Annotated in this window: 17 protein-coding genes; 10 read left to right on the forward strand and 7 right to left on the reverse strand. The window is 34.1% G+C overall.

Going from position 1 to position 19,353, the window contains the following annotated elements:
* Window positions 1-222 precede the first annotated feature (222 nt).
* Entirely contained in the window at window positions 223-888 is a 666-nt protein-coding gene (locus J5Y03_RS07165) for a lysoplasmalogenase (RefSeq protein ID WP_209404056.1), read from the reverse strand.
* Between the two features lie 190 nt (window positions 889-1,078).
* A complete protein-coding gene (locus tag J5Y03_RS07170) occupies window positions 1,079-2,437 on the reverse strand; it encodes an MATE family efflux transporter (protein ID WP_407648412.1) in 1,359 nt (452 codons plus the stop codon).
* Between the two features lie 168 nt (window positions 2,438-2,605).
* Here J5Y03_RS07170 and J5Y03_RS07175 point away from each other — a divergent pair, with 168 nt between their 5' ends.
* The 3 genes from J5Y03_RS07175 to J5Y03_RS07185 all read left to right on the forward strand — a co-directional run bounded on the left by J5Y03_RS07175 (window position 2,606) and on the right by J5Y03_RS07185 (window position 6,663).
* Window positions 2,606-3,409, forward strand: coding sequence for an ABC transporter ATP-binding protein (locus tag J5Y03_RS07175; protein WP_209404058.1), 804 nt, complete (start codon window positions 2,606-2,608; stop codon window positions 3,407-3,409).
* A complete protein-coding gene (locus tag J5Y03_RS07180; protein WP_209404060.1) occupies window positions 3,399-5,048 on the forward strand; it encodes a hypothetical protein in 1,650 nt (549 codons plus the stop codon). The genes J5Y03_RS07175 and J5Y03_RS07180 overlap by 11 nt, the downstream gene beginning before the upstream one ends.
* Window positions 5,049-5,469: 421 nt before the next feature.
* Complete coding sequence (locus J5Y03_RS07185) at window positions 5,470-6,663, forward strand: class I SAM-dependent rRNA methyltransferase (protein ID WP_209404062.1); 1,194 nt, start codon at window positions 5,470-5,472, stop codon at window positions 6,661-6,663.
* 70 nt (window positions 6,664-6,733) lie between these two features.
* On the opposite strand, the gene J5Y03_RS07190 is transcribed toward J5Y03_RS07185, so the two are convergent.
* Entirely contained in the window at window positions 6,734-6,871 is a 138-nt protein-coding gene (locus J5Y03_RS07190; RefSeq protein WP_209404064.1) for a hypothetical protein, read from the reverse strand.
* Window positions 6,872-7,227: 356 nt separating this feature from the next.
* Between J5Y03_RS07190 and J5Y03_RS07195 the strand changes: the two genes are divergently transcribed.
* Window positions 7,228-8,973: an ABC transporter ATP-binding protein gene (locus J5Y03_RS07195; RefSeq protein WP_209404066.1), complete on the forward strand. Its 1,746-nt coding sequence runs from the start codon at window positions 7,228-7,230 to the stop codon at window positions 8,971-8,973.
* On the forward strand, window positions 8,957-10,804 hold the full coding sequence (locus J5Y03_RS07200) for an ABC transporter ATP-binding protein (protein WP_209404068.1): 1,848 nt from the start codon (window positions 8,957-8,959) through the stop codon (window positions 10,802-10,804). Before J5Y03_RS07195 ends, J5Y03_RS07200 begins: the two co-directional genes overlap by 17 nt.
* A gap of 92 nt (window positions 10,805-10,896) precedes the next feature.
* Here the strand turns inward: J5Y03_RS07200 and J5Y03_RS07205 are convergent, their stop codons facing one another.
* A complete protein-coding gene (locus J5Y03_RS07205; RefSeq protein ID WP_209404070.1) occupies window positions 10,897-12,081 on the reverse strand; it encodes a NupC/NupG family nucleoside CNT transporter in 1,185 nt (394 codons plus the stop codon).
* A 201-nt stretch (window positions 12,082-12,282) separates the two neighbouring features.
* Between J5Y03_RS07205 and J5Y03_RS07210 the strand changes: the two genes are divergently transcribed.
* A complete protein-coding gene (locus tag J5Y03_RS07210) occupies window positions 12,283-13,434 on the forward strand; it encodes a glycerate kinase family protein (protein ID WP_209404072.1) in 1,152 nt (383 codons plus the stop codon).
* A 4-nt stretch (window positions 13,435-13,438) separates the two neighbouring features.
* The gene (locus J5Y03_RS07215) at window positions 13,439-13,936 is read left to right on the forward strand and encodes a Crp/Fnr family transcriptional regulator (RefSeq protein WP_209404074.1); all 498 of its coding nucleotides are present in this window, start codon (window positions 13,439-13,441) and stop codon (window positions 13,934-13,936) included.
* A gap of 39 nt (window positions 13,937-13,975) precedes the next feature.
* On the opposite strand, the gene hmpA is transcribed toward J5Y03_RS07215, so the two are convergent.
* Both hmpA and J5Y03_RS07225 read right to left on the reverse strand, forming a co-directional pair.
* Window positions 13,976-15,190, reverse strand: coding sequence for an NO-inducible flavohemoprotein (gene hmpA / locus J5Y03_RS07220; RefSeq protein WP_209404076.1), 1,215 nt, complete (start codon window positions 15,188-15,190; stop codon window positions 13,976-13,978).
* Window positions 15,191-15,419: 229 nt separating this feature from the next.
* Window positions 15,420-17,609, reverse strand: coding sequence for a DNA topoisomerase III (locus J5Y03_RS07225; protein ID WP_209404078.1), 2,190 nt, complete (start codon window positions 17,607-17,609; stop codon window positions 15,420-15,422).
* A 176-nt stretch (window positions 17,610-17,785) separates the two neighbouring features.
* Here J5Y03_RS07225 and J5Y03_RS07230 point away from each other — a divergent pair, with 176 nt between their 5' ends.
* From J5Y03_RS07230 to J5Y03_RS07240, 3 genes are read left to right on the forward strand one after another with little or no spacing between them, the layout of a single operon-like run.
* Window positions 17,786-18,190 carry a hypothetical protein gene (locus J5Y03_RS07230; protein WP_245208806.1) on the forward strand — a complete coding sequence of 135 codons (405 nt, stop codon included), beginning with the start codon at window positions 17,786-17,788 and terminating at the stop codon, window positions 18,188-18,190.
* 13 nt (window positions 18,191-18,203) lie between these two features.
* A complete protein-coding gene (locus tag J5Y03_RS07235) occupies window positions 18,204-18,407 on the forward strand; it encodes a helix-turn-helix transcriptional regulator (RefSeq protein WP_209404083.1) in 204 nt (67 codons plus the stop codon).
* Between the two features lie 50 nt (window positions 18,408-18,457).
* Complete coding sequence (locus J5Y03_RS07240; protein ID WP_209404085.1) at window positions 18,458-18,670, forward strand: hypothetical protein; 213 nt, start codon at window positions 18,458-18,460, stop codon at window positions 18,668-18,670.
* A 101-nt stretch (window positions 18,671-18,771) separates the two neighbouring features.
* Here J5Y03_RS07240 and J5Y03_RS07245 read toward each other — a convergent pair whose 3' ends face one another.
* Window positions 18,772-19,269 (reverse strand): DinB family protein, encoded by a 498-nt coding sequence (locus J5Y03_RS07245; protein ID WP_209404087.1) that lies wholly within the window; start codon window positions 19,267-19,269, stop codon window positions 18,772-18,774.
* Window positions 19,270-19,353 lie beyond the last annotated feature (84 nt).

Consider the following 19,353-nt stretch of genomic DNA (forward strand, 5'->3'; position numbering starts at 1 on the left):
TGAACAAGCTACTGAAATCAAAAGTAGCTTGTTTTAATGTTGAAAATAAAGTTGATTGGAATGGAAGGTGCGAGACTCCTGTGGGAGCGGCGGGACAGGTGAGACCCCGCAGGCGTGCCGAGGAGGCTCACCGCCCGCCCCACGGAAAGAGAGTATCCTGGAATGGAAATCAACTTAACGTATTTTTAAATAGCAACAAATTTTACGAATACTGCCTAGTTTTTAGGCTTTATTTAATGAATTAGCCGGTCTCACAGTATGATCAACTGTACTAGCTAGAATACTTTTTGCTATAAAAAATTGTGCTAAATAGTATGTGGTCATAATTAGTATATTGGAATATGAAATACTTGAAACAAATTGATTCCAAGATAAAATAGAGTCAGAAATCATAAAAAGAACACTTCCAATTATTGCCCACTTATTCGCAGTCATAATAGCAGACCAAACCATCGTTGAAATAACAGTAATATAGAAAATGACAGGCCAAATGAGTGATGTGTCACCTTTATCTGTTAGATGATGAATAATCGTGCTTCCCATATAAATGGCGTAAATTGCGATTGGTAAAATCATCATGAGTCGAACACGTGAAAAACGCCATTTGCTTAAAAATCCTCCAACATAAAATAAATGCCCAACTAAAAATGAGCTTAGCCCAAAAATAAACCAAGTAATCAACCAATCACCCTGCATACAGAAAAATAACCCGGTTAAAATGAGCCATCGGTTTTTAGATGAAGCGAAAGGGTTTTGGAGGTAAGCATAAATTAAGATTAATAACATTGGGATTAATTTAAATAAAATCTTTATTGTTAGTGGGTCAGACGGAATTAACCATATATAAATGATTGCCATAATTAGTATTGCTAGAGGCAGACGTTTCATAAAAAAATCCTCCTTATAGTGAATCCTTAAACTGTATCATTCTACTTAATATAATGAAATCCTTTTTAATTTCCTAAAATGAAATCAATTTGGAGAAATCCATCTCAGTCTCAAAGAAAAAAAGCTACCTGCTAGTTAAAGGAGGTAGCAAAAATAAGAACTATTTGCATAATAGTTATAATCGAATTAATTAAGATGCTACAGCTGCTGTCTCTTCTTTTTTCTTCTGTAATAAATTTAGTCTAATAAATAATGTAACAGCAGAGAAACACAATCCTGAAATTAAACCAATCCAGTAACCTTTTGCGCCCCAATCTGTATTAGTTGCAAGGAAGTAGCCGATTGGAAGAGCAACAACCCAGTATGCAAGAATCATCATTAATAGTGTGATATTGACATCTTTATATCCTCGCAATGCACCTTGAATCGGAGCTGCAATTGCATCAAATAATTGGAAGAAAATCGCAAAAATAAGAAATCCCCCAGCCATCATCTGCACGGTATGATCATTTGTATAAATTCCTGCTACGTCATATCTGAAGAGATAAATGATCAAACCAAAGACCGACGCAACGAGAAGCGCCATTAGGATTCCTATAATGCTATATTGCTTTGCAGAATGAAAGTTTTTTGCTCCAACCTCATACCCAACTGCAATTGTAAGCGCCATGGAAATACTTAAGGGAACCATGTAAAGCATCGATGCAAAGTTCATCGCTATCGTATGTGCTGCAATTGTGATTGTATCAAATTCACTTAATAAAAGTGTAACAACTGCAAATACACTTACTTCAAAAAAGATACTAAGTCCAATTGGCAAACCAATCTTCAGTATAGTTTTCCAAGCTGAAAAAGAAATCGGAGAAAAAGTTCTCAATACACGATAAGATGTAAATGGTTGTTTTGTAAGGACAATGTAAGTTGCTAAGCCTAAAATAATCCAATAAGTTATAGCTGACGCAACGCCTGCACCTACACCACCTAAACGAGGAAAACCAGCATTCCCAAAAATAAGAAAATAATTAAGAACTACATTGATCGGGACAGAAAGAACGGTAATAATCATTGTTGTCCTTGTTCTACCAATTCCATCAATAAAATAACGTAAAACACTATATAAAAATAGTGGAATAATACCAAATGAAAGTGCTCTTAAGAAGTGATAAGCAACTGTTCTTACGTGCTTCTCAAGATTCATGTGATCTAATACAGGGTTAATTAAAAAAGAACCAATTATAATGATTGCTACTCCAACAGTCAGTGCTAAATATAATCCCTGTGTGATAAGAGGAGCAATTTTCTCTTTTTGCTGTGCACCATTATAATTTGCTACTAATGTAGTTACGGCAATTAATATCCCTGTAAGTCCTGTACTAATCGGTACCCAAACACTCACACCAATTGCAACACCTGCTAAATCTTTTGGACCATAATTTCCTGACATTACTGTATCAAAAAAAGACATTGCGAATAATGTCACTTGGGTAACTAATATGGGTAGTAATAATTTTAAAAAGCGTGTGATTTTTTTCTTTACTGAACTAGTCATTTTCCCCTCCATCTCAAAACAATACGTCAATTGTAACATGTTCTCCTTGATTAGTTTATTCACCAGGGAAATTTTTTAACTCTTGATTCCAAAATATGTTTACTATTCTATCACAATAAATAATTGAATTGTGATAAAATTCATATAATTGGGTTAGGGGGGATAATGATGAACAATCAAAGTGAAGTAGCCGTATCAATTCGTAATCTTGAGATGTATTATGGCTATAAAAAAGTATTAAATAATATTAATTTAGACGTGATGAAAGGACAAATTGTTGGTTATATAGGTCCAAATGGAGCCGGAAAAAGTACGACAGTAAAAATTTTATTAGGATTAATCGAAGGATATGACGGAGAAATAACCGTTCTAGGAGAGCGTATTGGGAATGGCAATGTAGATTATAAGAAAAAGATTGGCTATGTTCCCGAAATAGCTGAGATGTATGAAAATTTATCTGCTAGAGAGTATTTAACTTTTGTTGGAGAGCTATATGGTTTGTCCTTTGACCATGCAGATCAGAAGGCTAGGGAGCTAATGAAAAGTTTTGGATTAGAAGAAATGTATGAAACAAGATTGACTTCATATTCGAAAGGGATGAAACAAAAGGTTTTATTAATCTCTAGTTTATTACATAATCCAGATATCTTATTTTTAGATGAGCCATTAAGTGGATTAGACGCAAACAGCGTAATGGTCATAAAAGAAATATTGGCTCAATTAGCAGCGCAAGGTAAAACAATTTTTTATTCCTCGCATATTATGGAGGTTGTTGAAAAAATAAGTCACCGAATAATTCTTTTGAATGGTGGAGAAATTGTAGCGGATGGTACATTTGAAGAACTAAAAGAACAAAGTAAAGAAGGTTCCTTAGAAGAAATCTTTAACCAATTGACTGGTTTTAATGAACACAAGGAAATCGCAAAAGATTTTGTCCAAACGATTCAAGAGGTAGAACAGAATGAAAAATAATTTCTTATTTCTACGATTATTAGATAGAATATCTTTCTTTTTTCGTTGGGTTAATGTCGACTATCCTGTATTTCGAAAAATTTTACAGGTAAAGTTAATGATGGACCAAAGAAGAGTTTCAACTGTTTTAAGTAATTCCTCAAAAAAGAATAGAGAGGAAGATAGTATAAACAACTTTTCTAAGTCGCTTATATTTTATGGGATAGTTGGATTAATAATGCTTCCGTTCATATTTATGGAAAATCAATATTTCTTTCAAATGAGTATGATTTTTGCAATTCTTTCCTTTTTAGTCATGACGACGCTAATTTCTGAATTTTCCTCTGTATTATTGGATGTGAGAGACAAAAATATATTGTTCTCAAAGCCAGTTAGCCGAAAGACAATCAACATGGCTAAAACATTCCATATCATTTATTATGTTCTTATAATTACATTTTGTATAACAGGCCCTTCGTTAATCGTGGCATTAATTAAACATGGCGTTTTGTTTTTCTTCTTATTTCTAATCGAAATCATTATAATTAGTCTCTTGATTATTGTATTAACAGGGTTAGTCTATTTACTTGTACTTAAGTTTTTCGATGGTGAAAAATTAAAAGATATAATTAATTATGTACAAATTATCTTATCGATTGTACTTGCGGTAGGGTATCAACTTGTAGGGAGATTATTTGTCCTCGTTGATAAACAGTTAATTTTTACGCCTAAATGGTGGCAGTTTTTTATTTTCCCTGTCTGGTTTGGGGCGCCATTTGAAGTGCTACTAAATCACCATACTACTAGTCTACTGATTGCTCTTTCTTTACTTGCTTTCATTGTACCAATTGGAGCCATCCTCATTTATATTAAACTAATGCCTTCCTTTGAGAAAAACATGCAAAAACTACTTAACAATCAAGCAAAAAGCAAAGGTAGAAGCTATAAATTCATTAATCGAGTAAGTAAACTTTTATGTGCTTCAAGAGAAGAACAAATCTTTTTTAAGTTTGCCTATTCCATGATGAGAAGAGAAAGAGAATTTAAGCTCAAGATCTATCCTTCCTTAGGATTTTCTTTAGTGTTTCCTTTTATCTTTTTAGCAAATTCACTTATGCACGATAGTTATCAGGATGTTGTGAATGGCAAATTATACTATAATAGTTATTTTTGTGCATTCATAGTTCCTACTATGATTATGATGATAAAGTTTTCAGAGAAATATCAAGGCTCATGGCTGTATAAAACTACTCCAATTCATGAGGTTACACCAATATTTAAAGGTGTTTTTAAGGCTTTTCTTTTAAAGCTTTTTATACCAGTTTATTGTGTAGTGAGCATAAGTTACTTATTCATTTTTGGAATGAGAATCATCCCAGATTTAATCGCTGTTTTATTAGGAATTCTCCTATATGTAGTGATTTGTTTTAAAGCAATGAAACAGTCATTGCCTTTTTCGCAAAAATTTGAAGTAGCAGGTCAAGGCCAGGGGATTATAATATTCTTTTTAATGTTAATCCTTGGAGTTATAGCTGGTATTCATGTTCTATTCTCTTTCTTAAATTATGGAATTTACATCTATATTTGCCTTTTACTTATTAGTAATTATGTTCTGTGGAAAAAAGGTTTTACTATTTCGTGGGATAAAGTTATTGAATAAAAAACATATTTAAGCTTAGGTACATTTAAATAGTGTATTTAAGCTTTTTTAGTTGGCTATTTTCTAAAAGATTGTTGTTTAAGTATGGTTGAAAATAAGTTGATTGGAGCGGAAGGTGCGAGACTCCTGTGGGAGCAGCGGGCAGGTGAGACCCCGCAGGAGCGATAGCGACGAGGAGGCTCACCGCCCGCCCCATGGAAAGCGAGCAACCTGGAGCGGAAACCAACTTATCTCGGTGTTAAATAGCAACAAAGTTTACGAAAACATCCTATTAGTTAACTTGTTTATTTTATGACCAATTTGAGAATGATGGTAGCAGGTATGAACATAGTAAGGATGAAATGAAATTAGAAAACGATAGTAGGATGCATAAATCTGTTACAATAGCATGAGTAAGTAAATAGTAGATAGGACGGATTAAATGAAATCAGAGGTCATACTTAAAGTTAAAAAAAACTTTGTTAATCAGTATAAAAAAGGATATCCACTACTTTCAAAAGATGCGATTCAAAATGAGAAAGATCTGAAAGAAGAAGGAAGTCTTATTAAGTTAGTTGATGATCGTAATCAATTTATTGCAAGAGGATATTATGGAAAACAAAATAAAGGGTTAGGTTGGGTTCTAACAAATAAAGATAATGAAAAAATTGATCAAACGTTTTTTGCTAAAAAGCTAAAGCAAGCAATGAATAATCGACTCCATTTATTCCGTAGCACTGAAACAACTGCTTTTCGTATGTTTAATGGTGAAGGTGATGGAATTGGCGGATTAACAATTGATTACTACGATGGTTTTTATGTCCTAAGCTGGTATAGTAAAGGGATTTATGAATTCAAAGATGAAGTCCTCTCATTTTTTCAAGAAAATGTTGAATATAAAGGGATTTATCAAAAAAAGCGGTTTGATACAAAAGGACAGTATATTGAAGAAGACGATTTTGTGATGGGAGAAAGAGGAGAGTTTCCTCTCATTGTAAAAGAAAATAATGTTAACTTTTCAGTTTATCTAAATGATGGAGCGATGGTCGGAGTATTCCTTGATCAAAGGGATGTCAGAAAAACAATTCGAGATAAATATGCTAAAGATAAAACGGTTTTAAATATGTTTTCTTATACTGGTGCTTTTTCAGTTTTTAGTGCAGTTGGCGGTGCAACAAAGACAACAAGTGTAGATGTTGCAAATCGTAGTTTAGCAAAAACGATTGAACAATTTAGCGTGAACGGAATTGATTATGAAGCACAAGATATTATTGTAGAGGATGTCTTCCATTACTTTAAATATGCTGTAAAAAAAGAGCTGAAGTTTGATGTAGTTATTTTAGATCCACCGAGTTTTGCCAAAACAAAGAAAGTTACTTTTAGTGCAGCTAAAGATTATAAAAATCTTTTAAAAGATACAATTGCTATAACGAATGAGAAAGGGCTAATTGTGGCTTCTACTAACTGTAGTGCTTTTAATATGAAAAAATTTAAAGGATTCATCGAAACAGCCTTCCAAGAAGTAGGAAAGAAATACAAAATTGTTGAGGAGTTTTCATTACCAGAAGACTTTAAGACAATTAAAGAATTTAGTGAAGGAAATTATTTAAAAGTCATATTTATAAGATTAGTGTAGAAAGCATCATAATTCGGGCTGATTCATTAGTAAACAGATTACTGTATGAATCAGCCCTTTCCATTTTTAACTATTGTTTTTGCTTGTCTTTATATTCTTCATGGTATTCTTCCATTTTTTTACTCTTTGAATAGGCAGAATCCTCTGAGTGCCCAAACTGATCAACTGAGCTTCGTTGTTTACCTAAATTTGTATGTCCTCTTCTCACGTCATTCCCTCCTTTTTTTTATCCCGCATTAACGGGCAGTAAGACTCCTCACCTCAAGATTGAGAGAGAGGCGAGGAAGATAGGCGGGGGAAAACTGCCCGTAAAAGCCCGATTGGTTCAACTAACCATTAGTGCGGGATGAGGCCCCCCACTAATGGAAGTTTCACTTTATTATTTACGAATTCTTGTAACATATGTTAAAAACGAGTGCTTTTGATTTTGTTAATAATTTCTCATTCATATGTGTTTTTCTGTTATTTTAAAAAAAACTATAAGATAATAAAGGGATAATTTGAATAATATAAAAATAATTACATATAGAGAAAAAATATTCGGATGATAGGAGGAGAAGCTGTTTGAATATCTTAAAAAAATACAGAGCAAAATACGGAAAGAAATTTTTAATTGCAGTACTATTTTTAACGTTTGAAGCTATTTGTGATCTTTTACAGCCTACGATCATGTCAAAAATTATTGATAATGGTGTCGTAAATAAAGATTTACATTATGTATTAAAATTAGGAGCTTTTATGTTGGCTATTACAGCAATAGGAGCTATCTCTGCCACTACTAGGAATATTATTTCAAGTAATGTTTCTCAAGAGTTTGGTACAAATCTAAGGTCAGATTTATATCAAAAAATACAATCACTGAGCTATGAACAAATTAACCAGTTTAACCGGGCATCACTTGTTACGAGATTAACGAATGATGTTACACAAGTTCAAGTCTTTGTGAATGGATTAATGAGAATTTTTGTGAAAGCCCCTCTTATTTGTCTTGGAAGCTTATTGATGGCTACTCGATTAAATCCGAGATTATCAGTTGTTTTAATCGTAGTTGTATCGATCGTAGCAGTTCTTATTTATTTAAATATGAAAGTTGGCTTTCCATTCTTTGTAAAGGTTCAAAGTGCATTAGACCGAGTTAATGGAACTATAAGAGAATATTTATCTGGTGTAAAAGTAATCAAGGCATTTCACCAATATAAAAAAGAAGAAAAAAAGTTTGAAGCAGCGAATAATGAATTTCAAATGCGTTCAATTAAGGCTATGAGAGTTATGTCTATCTTCAGTCCAAGCATAGCACTTACAGTGAATATGGGAATTATTGTAGTTATCTGGGTTGGGGGCTTGCGGGTTAATAACGGTCAGATGCAAGTGGGACAAATTGTCGCATATACAAATTACATGACCCAAATCCTTTTTTCACTTATGATGATTTCATTTATATTTAATATGTTTGTAAGAGCAAAAGCTTCAGCGGAAAGAATTAATGAGGTTTTTTCTCAAGAAGTTGAAGTCTATGTTGAGAAAGAGCAGACAAAGCATTCGTTAAGTAAAGGGAAAATTGAATTTGAAAATGTATCATTTTCTTATAAAGGTGCTGTTGGAGACCCGGTTATCAAAAACTTTTCATTCACATGTCTACCTGGCCAAACAGTTGGAATTATTGGATCAACTGGTGCAGGAAAAAGCAGTCTTATCCAGTTAATTCCTCGTTTTTACGATGTAACAAGTGGGGCAATTAGAGTGAATGATATCGATGTAAAAGATTGGGATGTAAAAGAGTTAAGGGAGAAAATTGCAGTTGTTCCACAAAAAAATATTCTTTTCACTGGAACGGTAATTGAAAATATAAGGTGGGGTAAGGAAGATGCGACCTTTGAAGAAATAGCGGATGCTTCAAAAGTTGCAGAAGCACATGACTTTATTTCAGCATTTCCAGAAGGATATGAAACACGACTAGGTCAAGGTGGCGTTAATCTTTCGGGAGGACAAAAGCAACGTGTATCAATCGCAAGGGCACTTGTTAGAAAACCAGAGATATTAATTCTTGATGATTGTACGAGTGCCGTTGACGTAGCAACTGAATCAAGAATAAAGGAATCATTAAAGAGATATGCAGAAAATACAACATGTTTACTGATTGCTCAGCGAATATCGTCCGTAATGGATGCCGATCAAATTATTGTTCTTGAAAATGGGGAAATGGTTGGATATGGACATCATGAAGAGCTCCTGAAGAGCTGCAAGGTTTATCAAGAAATCCTTCAATCTCAATTAGGGAAGGAGGCATTGCAATATGTCGCAGGCAAGTGAGAAAAACGCATCTAGAGAGAATTTTCAACCAATAAGAGTAGGTCATGGCCCTCGAGGAAGAGGACCAGTTGTGAAGCCAAAGGATGCTAAAAAGACACTTATTCGGCTATGGTCTTATTTTCAGCAACAAAAAAAACAGTTAGTATTATTATTTTTATTAATCCTTGTTGATACGCTACTAGTTTTAGCTGTCCCTTATTGTATTGGACTTGCAATTGATGCAATGTCACTAACAAAAGGTGGGGTTAATTTTTCAAAACTGAGTTTAGTTGTCATTGGGTTAGGTATCATCTATTTTTCTGATACGATACTTACTTTTTTACAAAGTTGGTTTACAGCTGAAATTTCTCAAAAGATAGTATTTAATTTGAGAGCAGCTTTATTTAAGAAGCTTCATAAAATCCCTGTTTCTTTTTATGATCAACATACGCATGGCGAAATGATGAGTCGTTTATCAAATGATGTTGATAATATTAGCAATACGATATCTCAGTCAACAACACAGTTTATGACAGGGATATTGACGATCGTGGGATCATTTTGCATGATGATTTGGCTGAGTCCAATCCTTACAGTAGCAAGTTTAATCACAATTCCACTTGTATTTACACTGACAAAAACGATTTCTAAGAAAACAAAAATTTTGTTCAAGGAACAGCAAGTTCAATTAGGCCACATAAATGGTCAAATTGAAGAGACGATTTCTGGAATTGAAATTGTGAAAGCTTTTAACCATGAAAGAAAAGCAATTGAAGAATTTGAAGCAATTAATACGAAATTACGTGATGTTGGTTTAAAGGCGCAAATTTGGTCTGGATTTTTAATGCCAATCATGAACGTCATTAACAATATTGGTTTTGCAGTTGTAGCAACTGTAGGTGGTGTACTAGCAGTTAAAGGGATGATTACAGTTGGAGTGATCGCTAGTTTTTTAAGCTATTCAAGACAATTTGCACGTCCGTTAACTGATTTAGCAAATATTTTCAACTTATTACAATCAGGATTAGCAGGAGCAGAACGAGTTTTTGAAATCCTAGATGAAGTAGAAGAAATTGAAGACAAACCTAATGCAAAAGTAATCGAAAATCTAAAAGGTGAAGTAGAGTTCAAAGATGTAACTTTTGGATATAGACAAGATGTAAACATCCTAAAAGGACTTAGTTTTTCTGCAAAAGCAGGAAGTAATATCGCAATTGTAGGACCTACTGGTGCAGGGAAAACAACAATCATAAATTTATTAACAAGGTTTTATGAAATTACCGGTGGAAGTATATTAATTGATGGAATAAATATTAATGAGTATACCCGTGATAGTCTCCGTGAGAGCTTTGGAATCGTTTTGCAAGATACATATTTATTTTCAGGAACGATTAAGGAAAATATCCAATACGGTAAGCAGGATGCAACAGATGAAGAAATCGAACGTGCTGCTAAGTTAGCAAATGCAGCCTATTTTATTAAGCGACTTCCAAATGGATTTGATACGGTTTTATCTGAAAATGGGGGAGAACTTAGTCAAGGACAAAAACAATTGTTAGCGATTGCGAGAGTAATTTTAGCAAATCCTTCGATCCTTATTTTGGATGAAGCAACAAGTAGCGTTGACACAAGAACGGAGCTTCATATTCAAGAAGCAATGAAAACAATCATGAAGGGACGTACAAGCTTTATGATTGCTCATCGATTAAGTACAATTCGCGATGCTGATACAATCTTAGTAATTGATAAAGGTAGGATTACTGAAATGGGAAGTCATGAACAATTGATGGAAAACAAAGATATGTATTATCAAATGGTGATGAATCAAACGAAAAATATTGAAGCAATGTAACGTTTTAACGTAAAAAAAGGCAACTCGAGATGCAAATTTGCATTTCGAAGTTGTCTTTTTTACTGTACTAGTGGGTACTGTTATTTTTGATTTTATAATACAAAACTTACGATAATAGAGGAAAGAATACTAACTAAAGTTGCTCCATATAAAAGTTTTAAGCCAAATCGTGCAGCAATCCTTCCTTGATTTTCATTTAATGCTTTAACTGCTCCAGCAATGATTCCGATTGAAGCGAAGTTTGCAAAAGATACTAAAAAGACAGATAAAATGCCGAGTGTACGAGGTGTAAATGTGTTAGCTATTTTTGCTAAATCTCCCATGGCAACAAATTCATTTGTAATTAATTTGGTTGCCATGATTCCACCGGCTTTAATTGATTCAGACCAAGGGATACCCATAATAAAGGCAATAGGAGAAAATACGTAGCCGAGTAACGCTTGGAAAGTAATTCCGAAAATTAGACTGAACATATGATTAATAAATGAGATTAATGCCACAAATCCAATCAGCATTGCAGCAACTATAATGGCAACTTTAAATCCATCGAGTATGTACTCACCAAGCATTTCGAAAAAGGTTTGTTTTTCGCCTATGTCCTCAACTTCTAAAATATCTTCATTTTTGTCAACATCATATGGGTTTATAATTGATGAAATGATAAAGCCTCCAAATAAATTTATAACAATTGCAGTAACAACGTATCGAGGTTGGATTAACGTCATATAAGCACCAACGACTGACATAGAGACGGTAGACATTGCTGAAGCACATAGAGTATATAGTCGGTTAGGAGGGAGTTTCCCTATTATCTTTTTTACTGTAATAAATACTTCAGATTGCCCCACAAGGAGAGAGGCAATTGCATTATACGATTCTAACTTACCTAATCCACTAATTTTACTTATTAAAAGCCCAACCCATTTCATAATAAACGGTAAAATTTTTGTGTATTGTAAGATTCCTATTAACACAGAAATAAATATAATCGGCAAAAGTACATTGAAAAAGAAAACAAAGCCACCTTTTGGAACGAGTCCACCAAACACAAAATTCACACCATCTGCAGCGTAAAGTAATAAATGCTCAAATACACTTGCGACACCTTTTATAAAAATAAGACCAAATTTAGTATTCAGTAAGATAAATGCTAAAATTACTTGGAGAACAATCATTACGATAATTGGTCTTAAACGAATGTGTTTCCGGTTGTTACTAGCAACATAGGCTAGTATTAGTACGACTAATAAACCGATTATTGAAATTACATAATTCATATGATCCCTCCGAAAGTTTATAAAGAACGAAAATACCGTTTAAAGAAAAATAGTAGTCTGAATCCCATTACTTCTTGAATAATATGCACTAAGTATTCGCCTTTTATTAGTGTGATTTAAGAATGTTAAACATCTTTTTACTTTTACTAGAGGGATAGGTCATGATTGATAGATGAACTTCAAAAGGAAGGGTGGATACAAGTGAAGGTTTTGATTGCACCTGATTCGTATAAGGAAAGTTTGACTGCAAAAGAAGTTGCAGATGCAATTGAAGCGGGATGGAAAGTCGTCTTACCACAGACAGAATGTATAAAAATTCCGATGGCAGACGGTGGCGAAGGGACAGTTCAGTCGCTAGTCGACGCAACAAATGGGCGCCTTGTTTATACAAAAGTAACGAGTCCTTTAGGTGAACCAGTGAAAGCTTTTTATGGAATTCTTGGAGATCAAAATACAGCAATCATAGAAATGTCAGCAGCTTCTGGACTCCATCAAGTTCCACTGACGAAAAGAAATCCACTCATAACGACGACAAGAGGTACAGGAGAACTAATTCTTCATGCTATAAACCAAAAAGTTGATAAAATCATGATTGGCTTAGGTGGAAGTGCAACAAATGACGCAGGAGCAGGAATGGCAAAAGCACTTGGCTATCAGTTCTTAGATCGTCAAGGAAATGAAATTATAGAAGGCGGTGCTGGTCTAATAGATTGTCATCGAATTGACGATAGTAAGGTTGATGAACGTATAAAAACGATTCAATTTGAAGTTGCCTGTGATGTTGAGAATCCACTTATCGGGGTAAATGGAGCTTCTATTGTGTATGGTCCTCAAAAGGGAGCAACAAGTGATATGGTTGAGAAACTTGAATGCTCTCTAGCTCATTTTGCTAAGATTATTGAGAAAGATTTAGGGGTATCAGTAGCGAATGAAAAAGGTGCAGGTGCTGCAGGAGGTATGGGAGCCGGAGCATTAGCATTTTTAAATGCAAATTTAAAAAAGGGTTTTCAGCTAGTTTCTGAAGCAGTATCATTAGAGAAATACATAAAAGAAGTTGAACTAGTTATTACCGGAGAAGGGAAAATAGATGGACAATCCATCTATGGTAAAACACCTATTGGCGTGGCTAGTTTAGCGAAAAAGTATCAATTGCCAGTACTTGTAATAGCAGGTTCGATTGGCAAAGGCTATGAACTGGTGTATAAAAACGGGATAGATGCAGTATTTCCTATTCTTCCAAGCATAAGTTCAGTTGAAGAAGCATTATTGAATGGTAGACAAAATATTGAGAGAACTGCAAGCGAAATCGCGAAAATATGGAAAATAGCAAATGACAAAATGGGGAAGATGTGAAAGTATGTTTGTAAAAAAGGGAGAAGTTTTATTTCGTCAAGGAGAAGAAGGACCTTTATATCACATAAAAAGTGGCTTATTTAAAGTTGTGCGACTACAAGAAGATGGACATGTCTTTTTATTTAATATTATTTTGCCAGAGGAAATGATTCCACATCACTCGTTGATCTCTCAAAAGGAGTATCACGGTACGGTTATTGCATTAATCGATAGTGAAGTCGAGATCATTTCACCAACTGAATGGTATAAGGAATTACATGAGAATCCTCAAAAGTTTGAGGAAGTTTCCATACAGCTTCAGCAAAAGCTACGAATGATGCAGAAAAGAATAGACCAGTTAACAACCGTTTCTCCAATGGAAAGACTCCTTTTATTAGAAGAATGGCTTGAAGGATATCTACCTGGTCAAACAATCTATTCAATTTTAACTCAGACTGAAATAGGTCAATTAATTGGATTAAGGCGTGAGACGGTCAATAGACTATTAAAGAAAAAGAGCTGACTATCAATGATAGATCAGCTCTTTTTGTCATATTACTATTTATTCTGCTAAAGATTCAGCAGGTCCAAAGATTTCATAATGAATTGAACTTGGATCAACTTTCCATTCTCCAAGTGCTTTATACATTGACTTCATAAAAGGAGTTGGTCCACAGAAATAGAAATCTGCTACATTTGAAGAAAGTACATTTTGTAAATCTTCTAATGTGATGAATCCTTCTTTGTCATAGTTTTTACTTTGTAAATCGCTACTTGTTGGATTTGAATAAGCAATGAAAGATTTCACGTTTGAATGTTCTTTCACTACGTCTTGAATATAGCCGTTAAACGCGTGTGTTTCACTGTTTAAAGCACCATGGAAGAAGTATACTTCACGTTTAATACCTTTATTAATAACTGTGTTTAACATACTTAGTAAAGGTGTAATGCCTACCCCACCACTAAGTAGAACAAGTGGTTTTGTAGATGATTCATCTAACGTAAAATCTCCTGCAGGAGCACTGATTGTTAATTCACTTCCAACAGACACTTGTTCATGTAAATAATTTGAAACCATACCACCCGGCGTTGTATCTGTTCCACTTTCTTTTTTTACAGAAATACGGTAGTAATCATTTCCAGGTGCATCTGATAAACTATATTGTCTCATATGAGTATATTGCTCTCCTGGAATTGAAGCTGTAATTGAAATATATTGACCAGCTTTATAAGATGCGATTTTACCACCATCTACAGGTTGTAAGTAGAATGAAGTAATCACACTACTTTCTTTTTCTTTTTTAATAACTTTAAATTTGCGTGTATCTTTCCATCCGCCTTCTTGTTCTTCAGCTTTATTGTACATATCAGCTTCTACACTAATGAACGCATCTGCGATTACACCATATGCCTCAGCCCAAGCAGCAATGACTTCTTCTGGAGGGTTTACAACATCTTTAATCGCTTGTAATAAAAATTGACCTACTATTGGATAGTGCTCAGGTTTAACACCTAAACTACGATGCTTGTGACCGATTTGAATAACGACAGGAATAATTGATTCTAGTTTTTCAATATTTACAGCTGCTGCATATACTGCATTAGCTAATGCTTCAGGTTGTCTACCTTTACGTTGATTTGTTTGGTTAAAAACATTTTTCAACTCAGGATGGTTTGTGAAAAGTAAATGATAAAAACGAGACGTGATTTCAGTTCCATGAACCTCTAAAACAGGTACTGTTGATTTAATAATATCAATTGTTTGTTGGGATAACATTTTGGTTTTCCGCCTTTCATTCATAAACTGATTTAATATACTTTAATATTACAAATAGAAATAAATTTATGCTGTGATTTAAATCACATCTTTATATTAAAAAATTGTTAGAATAATTTTTAATATAAAATATTCTTTGGAAGATAACCTTTAGTAGGAAGAGTATAGAGGGTAGTAGACAACTAAAAGCCTATGAACTTAATTTATGTTCATAGGCTTTTAACGTCTTCTATTTTAATTTTAAGCCTTTCAATGCTTCAGCAAACGGATTATTAATAGGCTCGTCTTCTTTTTGTTGTTGTTTTAAATATTTTTGTACATCACCTTTAGAAACTTTTTTACTAGACTCTTTTTTTCGACGTTCTTGGAATGTGGATAACTTTTCGCGATATCCACATATACACATGAAGATTTGACCTTCGCCTTCCCCACGTAATTCAAGTTTCTTTTTACATTGTGGACAACGTGCATTAGTGACACGTGATACGTTTTTGCGGTGACCACACTCACGATCTTGGCAGACTAGCATCTTTCCTTTTTTCCCGTTTACTTCAAGCATGGGTTTTCCACAGTCTGGGCAAGATTTTGTGGAAATGTTGTCGTGTTTATATTTTTTATCACTTGATTTAATGTTAGACACGATTTTTTTTGTGTAGTTTTTCATGTCATTAATGAACACTTCTTTTTTCATTTTGCCCTTCGCAATCGCCTCAAGCTTTTGTTCCCACTCAGCTGTTAAAGTAGGAGATTTAAGCTCCTCAGGCACTAAATCCAACAATTGACGACCTTTAGACGTAATATGAATGTCTTTACCACGTTTTTCAATCAAGAAAGAATTGAATAGCTTGTCAATAATGTCAGCACGTGTAGCAACAGTACCTAATCCACCAGTTGATTTTAATGTTTCAGCAAGTTGTTTATTCTGCGTATCCATATATTTCGTAGGGTTTTCCATTGCCGAAAGTAGAGTCGCTTCATTAAATCGAGCAGGCGGCTTTGTTTGCCCTGATGTTTGTGCAATTAGTTTCACGTCTAATGTATTGCCTTTTTCAATACGAGGTAAGATTTGTTCTTTTAAATCGTCTACATCATCGTCATCTTCAAAACGATTTTCATATACTTCTTTCCAGCCAGAATGAAGAATGGTTTTTCCACGTGCAACGAAGTTTTCATCGCCAATTTTTGCTCGTAACGTTAGTTGTTCGTATTCGAATGCTGGGAATAAAACAGCTAAGAAACGTTTTACAACTAAATCATAAATTTTGCGTTCTTTATCTGAAAAAGCTGAGAAATTTACATAACCTTCAGTTGGAATGATCGCATGATGATCCGATACTCTACTATCATCTACAAATGATTTTGAAGCTTTAATAGGCTTATTTAACACTTTGTTTGCTAAAGAACGATATTCACCAACTCCACATGCTTTTAGGCGTTCTGGTAATGTAGTAACGATGTCTGATGAAAGGTAGCGAGAATCTGTACGGGGATAAGTTAACACTTTGTGCTGCTCATACAGTTTTTGCATTATATTTAACGTTTCTTTTGCAGAGTAACCAAAGATTTTATTTGCATCGCGTTGTAGTTCTGTTAAGTCATAAAGACCAGGAGCAAAAGACTTCTTAGGTTTTTTCTCAACTTCCGTTACAATCGCATTTTGTTTACCTAGTTTTTTCACAATCACATCGATTTTCTCTTTATCGAAGCTACGGCCATTACCTTTAGCATCTTGCCAAGTCAGTTTTAACTTATCTGCCATTTGGGCTTCAATACCATAGTATGTTTGTGCTTTGAAATTTTTAATTTCGTCCTCTCGGCTTGCGATGATCGCTACAGTAGGTGTTTGTACACGACCACAGTTCAGTTGTGCATTGAACCTTGTAGTTAATGCTCGTGTTGCGTTAAGTCCGATGTACCAGTCAGCCTCTGAACGTGCAACAGCTGAAGCATATAAATTGTCATATGCATTACCAGGCTTCAAGTTTGCAAAGCCGTCTTTGATTGCTTTATCGGTAACAGAAGAAATCCATAGACGTTTAATTGGTTTGTTGATTTTAGCTTTATCAATAATCCAACGAGCGACTAATTCTCCCTCACGCCCTGCGTCTGTTGCAATGATAATTTCATTTACATCTTTTCTAGTTAGCTGACTTTTGACAGAATTAAATTGTTTGCCAGTCTGCTTAATCACTGTCAATTTCAAACGGTCAGGTAGCATTGGCAAATCTTCTAAGTTCCACTTTTTATATTTCACATCATAGCTTTCTGGATCTGCTAACGTAACGAGATGTCCTAAAGCCCAAGTAACGATATATTTATTACCTTCAATAAAACCATTTCCATTTTTATCACACTTAAGTACACGTGCAATATCACGCGCAACAGAAGGCTTTTCAGCAATTACAATACTTTTTGCCATATATAAACATCCTTTCGAGTTTCCGTGAGTTAAATATAGCATACATCCTTTTTTGATTCATAAATTGTTTCTTAAAATAATACTAGACATTCAATTAAAGACAGTTTAATATGAAGTAAAGTTCACATGAAGAAAACTTCACATGAAGAATGTTTCATATGTTAGGAGAGACTTGTTTGAAAAAATATGTACAACTTTATTTAGTTTCAATAGCAATTATGATAATCGGGTTGATTGAAATCTTATTGAATAAAACTAATCTGTCACAAGAATTTCGTGGTATTTTCGAGTTAGTTGTAGGAGTAATATGTTTCATTTTAGCTATTATTTCTCAAGTTAAATTTAATGCTAATCGCAAGCAGTCAGAAAGAGAGCTATCAAGAGAGTATGACGAGAGAGATGGCTTAATAGAAGGGAAAGCTTCACAGTTTACCATGACTGTTCTAATGATTGTGACTTTAATGATCATGTTTCTTACAAAATGGATTACAATTCCAACAAATAATGCTTTGTTTTTTATAGTGATCTTCTGTGGAGTTACGAATTTGTTAGCTAAAAAATATTATGAGCGTTTTCTTTAAATAGGAGAAATCTATGAAAAATAAAATAAAAGAGTTGCGTTTAGACCATGGTATAACACAACAAGAATTAGCTGATAAAGTAAGTGTATCTTCAAGAACAATTATTTCGTTGGAAAAACAGCAATACAATCCATCTGTTTTGTTGGCATATCGAATATCTTTAGTTTTTAGCTTACAAATTGAAGAGGTTTTTATTTTTGAAGAAGAAGATTTATAAAATTACAATCAAGAAATTAACACACAAGTGATTAACGGAGGAAATAGATTATGATGCTTAAACTATTATTAATACTTTTTGGAGTAGTCTTAGTACTATGGGGTAGATATCGCATGAAAAAGGATGATGCGTTGATCGGGAAAACTCAAACAAGAAAAAATATATTCAATTTTATTTTAAATGGACAAGCTTCTGGATTAGGTCAATTCCTAAGCGGGATCTTGTGTATCATTTTAGGGATTGTATCCTTTTTCATTAAGTAATTTATAAATTTAAAGAGCCAAAGTGTATTCTAAATTAGACTGGGAAAACACTTTGGCTATTTTCTTATAACCTTACAGGAAAGGGTTACCGATAACCTTATTTAGATTGGATATCCACCTGTTGGAGGTGGCCAAGCACCGAATAATCTACGAATTAGTACAATTTCTCCTAAATGGTAGGAGTTGTGAGATGCAATATTGCGTAACACACCGCCAGGGGTTTCCGAAGGCCAATTCTCCAATGGTTTGGAAAGTTGACCAGTTTGGGCAATCGTACATGCTTGTTCAATCCCCTGTAGAAAATATTGAATTAGCTGTTGCCACTCTTCCTCACTCTCAGGACATGTTTCTTCAGGCCAGCTCTCTTTTACATCCTTAGGCAATTCAGGCTTATCCCCTTGAGCGGATAATAAGAGAAAATCTTGCCAGTAGGCCATGTGTTTGACTAATTGATAAATAGAATAAGGTAGTTCCTCTCTACGTTTTCCCGCAAGCGCCACGTCTATGTCCAACAAAGCATTCTTGATGGGAAGATGTCCTCGTTCTCCTCTTAACGATTTAATTAATGCATCGCTAAACGCTTTATTTGATTGTTCCATAATAAACGACTCCTATACTGTTTTAATTTCTAATTTGGAGTAGTACTAGCATAGCTGGCACCACTCTCAAATTAAATGGATATC

The sequence above is a fragment of the Gottfriedia endophytica genome, from assembly GCF_017814275.1.
GTDB lineage: Bacteria > Bacillota > Bacilli > Bacillales > Bacillaceae_G > Gottfriedia > Gottfriedia endophytica.

What these genes read in the sequence shown, in the direction of transcription:
- J5Y03_RS07185 (WP_209404062.1), top strand. Translation starts at nt 5,470, where the DNA reads ATGAAATCAGAGGTCATACTTAAAGTTAAAAAAAACTTTGTTAATCAG.
- J5Y03_RS07205 (WP_209404070.1), bottom strand. Translation starts at nt 12,081, where the DNA reads ATGAATTATGTAATTTCAATAATCGGTTTATTAGTCGTACTAATACTA.
- J5Y03_RS07165 (WP_209404056.1), bottom strand. Translation starts at nt 888, where the DNA reads ATGAAACGTCTGCCTCTAGCAATACTAATTATGGCAATCATTTATATA.
- J5Y03_RS07225 (WP_209404078.1), bottom strand. Translation starts at nt 17,609, where the DNA reads ATGGCAAAAAGTATTGTAATTGCTGAAAAGCCTTCTGTTGCGCGTGAT.
- J5Y03_RS07200 (WP_209404068.1), top strand. Translation starts at nt 8,957, where the DNA reads ATGTCGCAGGCAAGTGAGAAAAACGCATCTAGAGAGAATTTTCAACCA.
- J5Y03_RS07215 (WP_209404074.1), top strand. Translation starts at nt 13,439, where the DNA reads ATGTTTGTAAAAAAGGGAGAAGTTTTATTTCGTCAAGGAGAAGAAGGA.
- J5Y03_RS07170 (WP_407648412.1), bottom strand. Translation starts at nt 2,437, where the DNA reads ATGACTAGTTCAGTAAAGAAAAAAATCACACGCTTTTTAAAATTATTA.
- hmpA (WP_209404076.1), bottom strand. Translation starts at nt 15,190, where the DNA reads ATGTTATCCCAACAAACAATTGATATTATTAAATCAACAGTACCTGTT.
- J5Y03_RS07180 (WP_209404060.1), top strand. Translation starts at nt 3,399, where the DNA reads ATGAAAAATAATTTCTTATTTCTACGATTATTAGATAGAATATCTTTC.
- J5Y03_RS07235 (WP_209404083.1), top strand. Translation starts at nt 18,204, where the DNA reads ATGAAAAATAAAATAAAAGAGTTGCGTTTAGACCATGGTATAACACAA.
- J5Y03_RS07245 (WP_209404087.1), bottom strand. Translation starts at nt 19,269, where the DNA reads ATGGAACAATCAAATAAAGCGTTTAGCGATGCATTAATTAAATCGTTA.
- J5Y03_RS07240 (WP_209404085.1), top strand. Translation starts at nt 18,458, where the DNA reads ATGATGCTTAAACTATTATTAATACTTTTTGGAGTAGTCTTAGTACTA.
- J5Y03_RS07175 (WP_209404058.1), top strand. Translation starts at nt 2,606, where the DNA reads ATGAACAATCAAAGTGAAGTAGCCGTATCAATTCGTAATCTTGAGATG.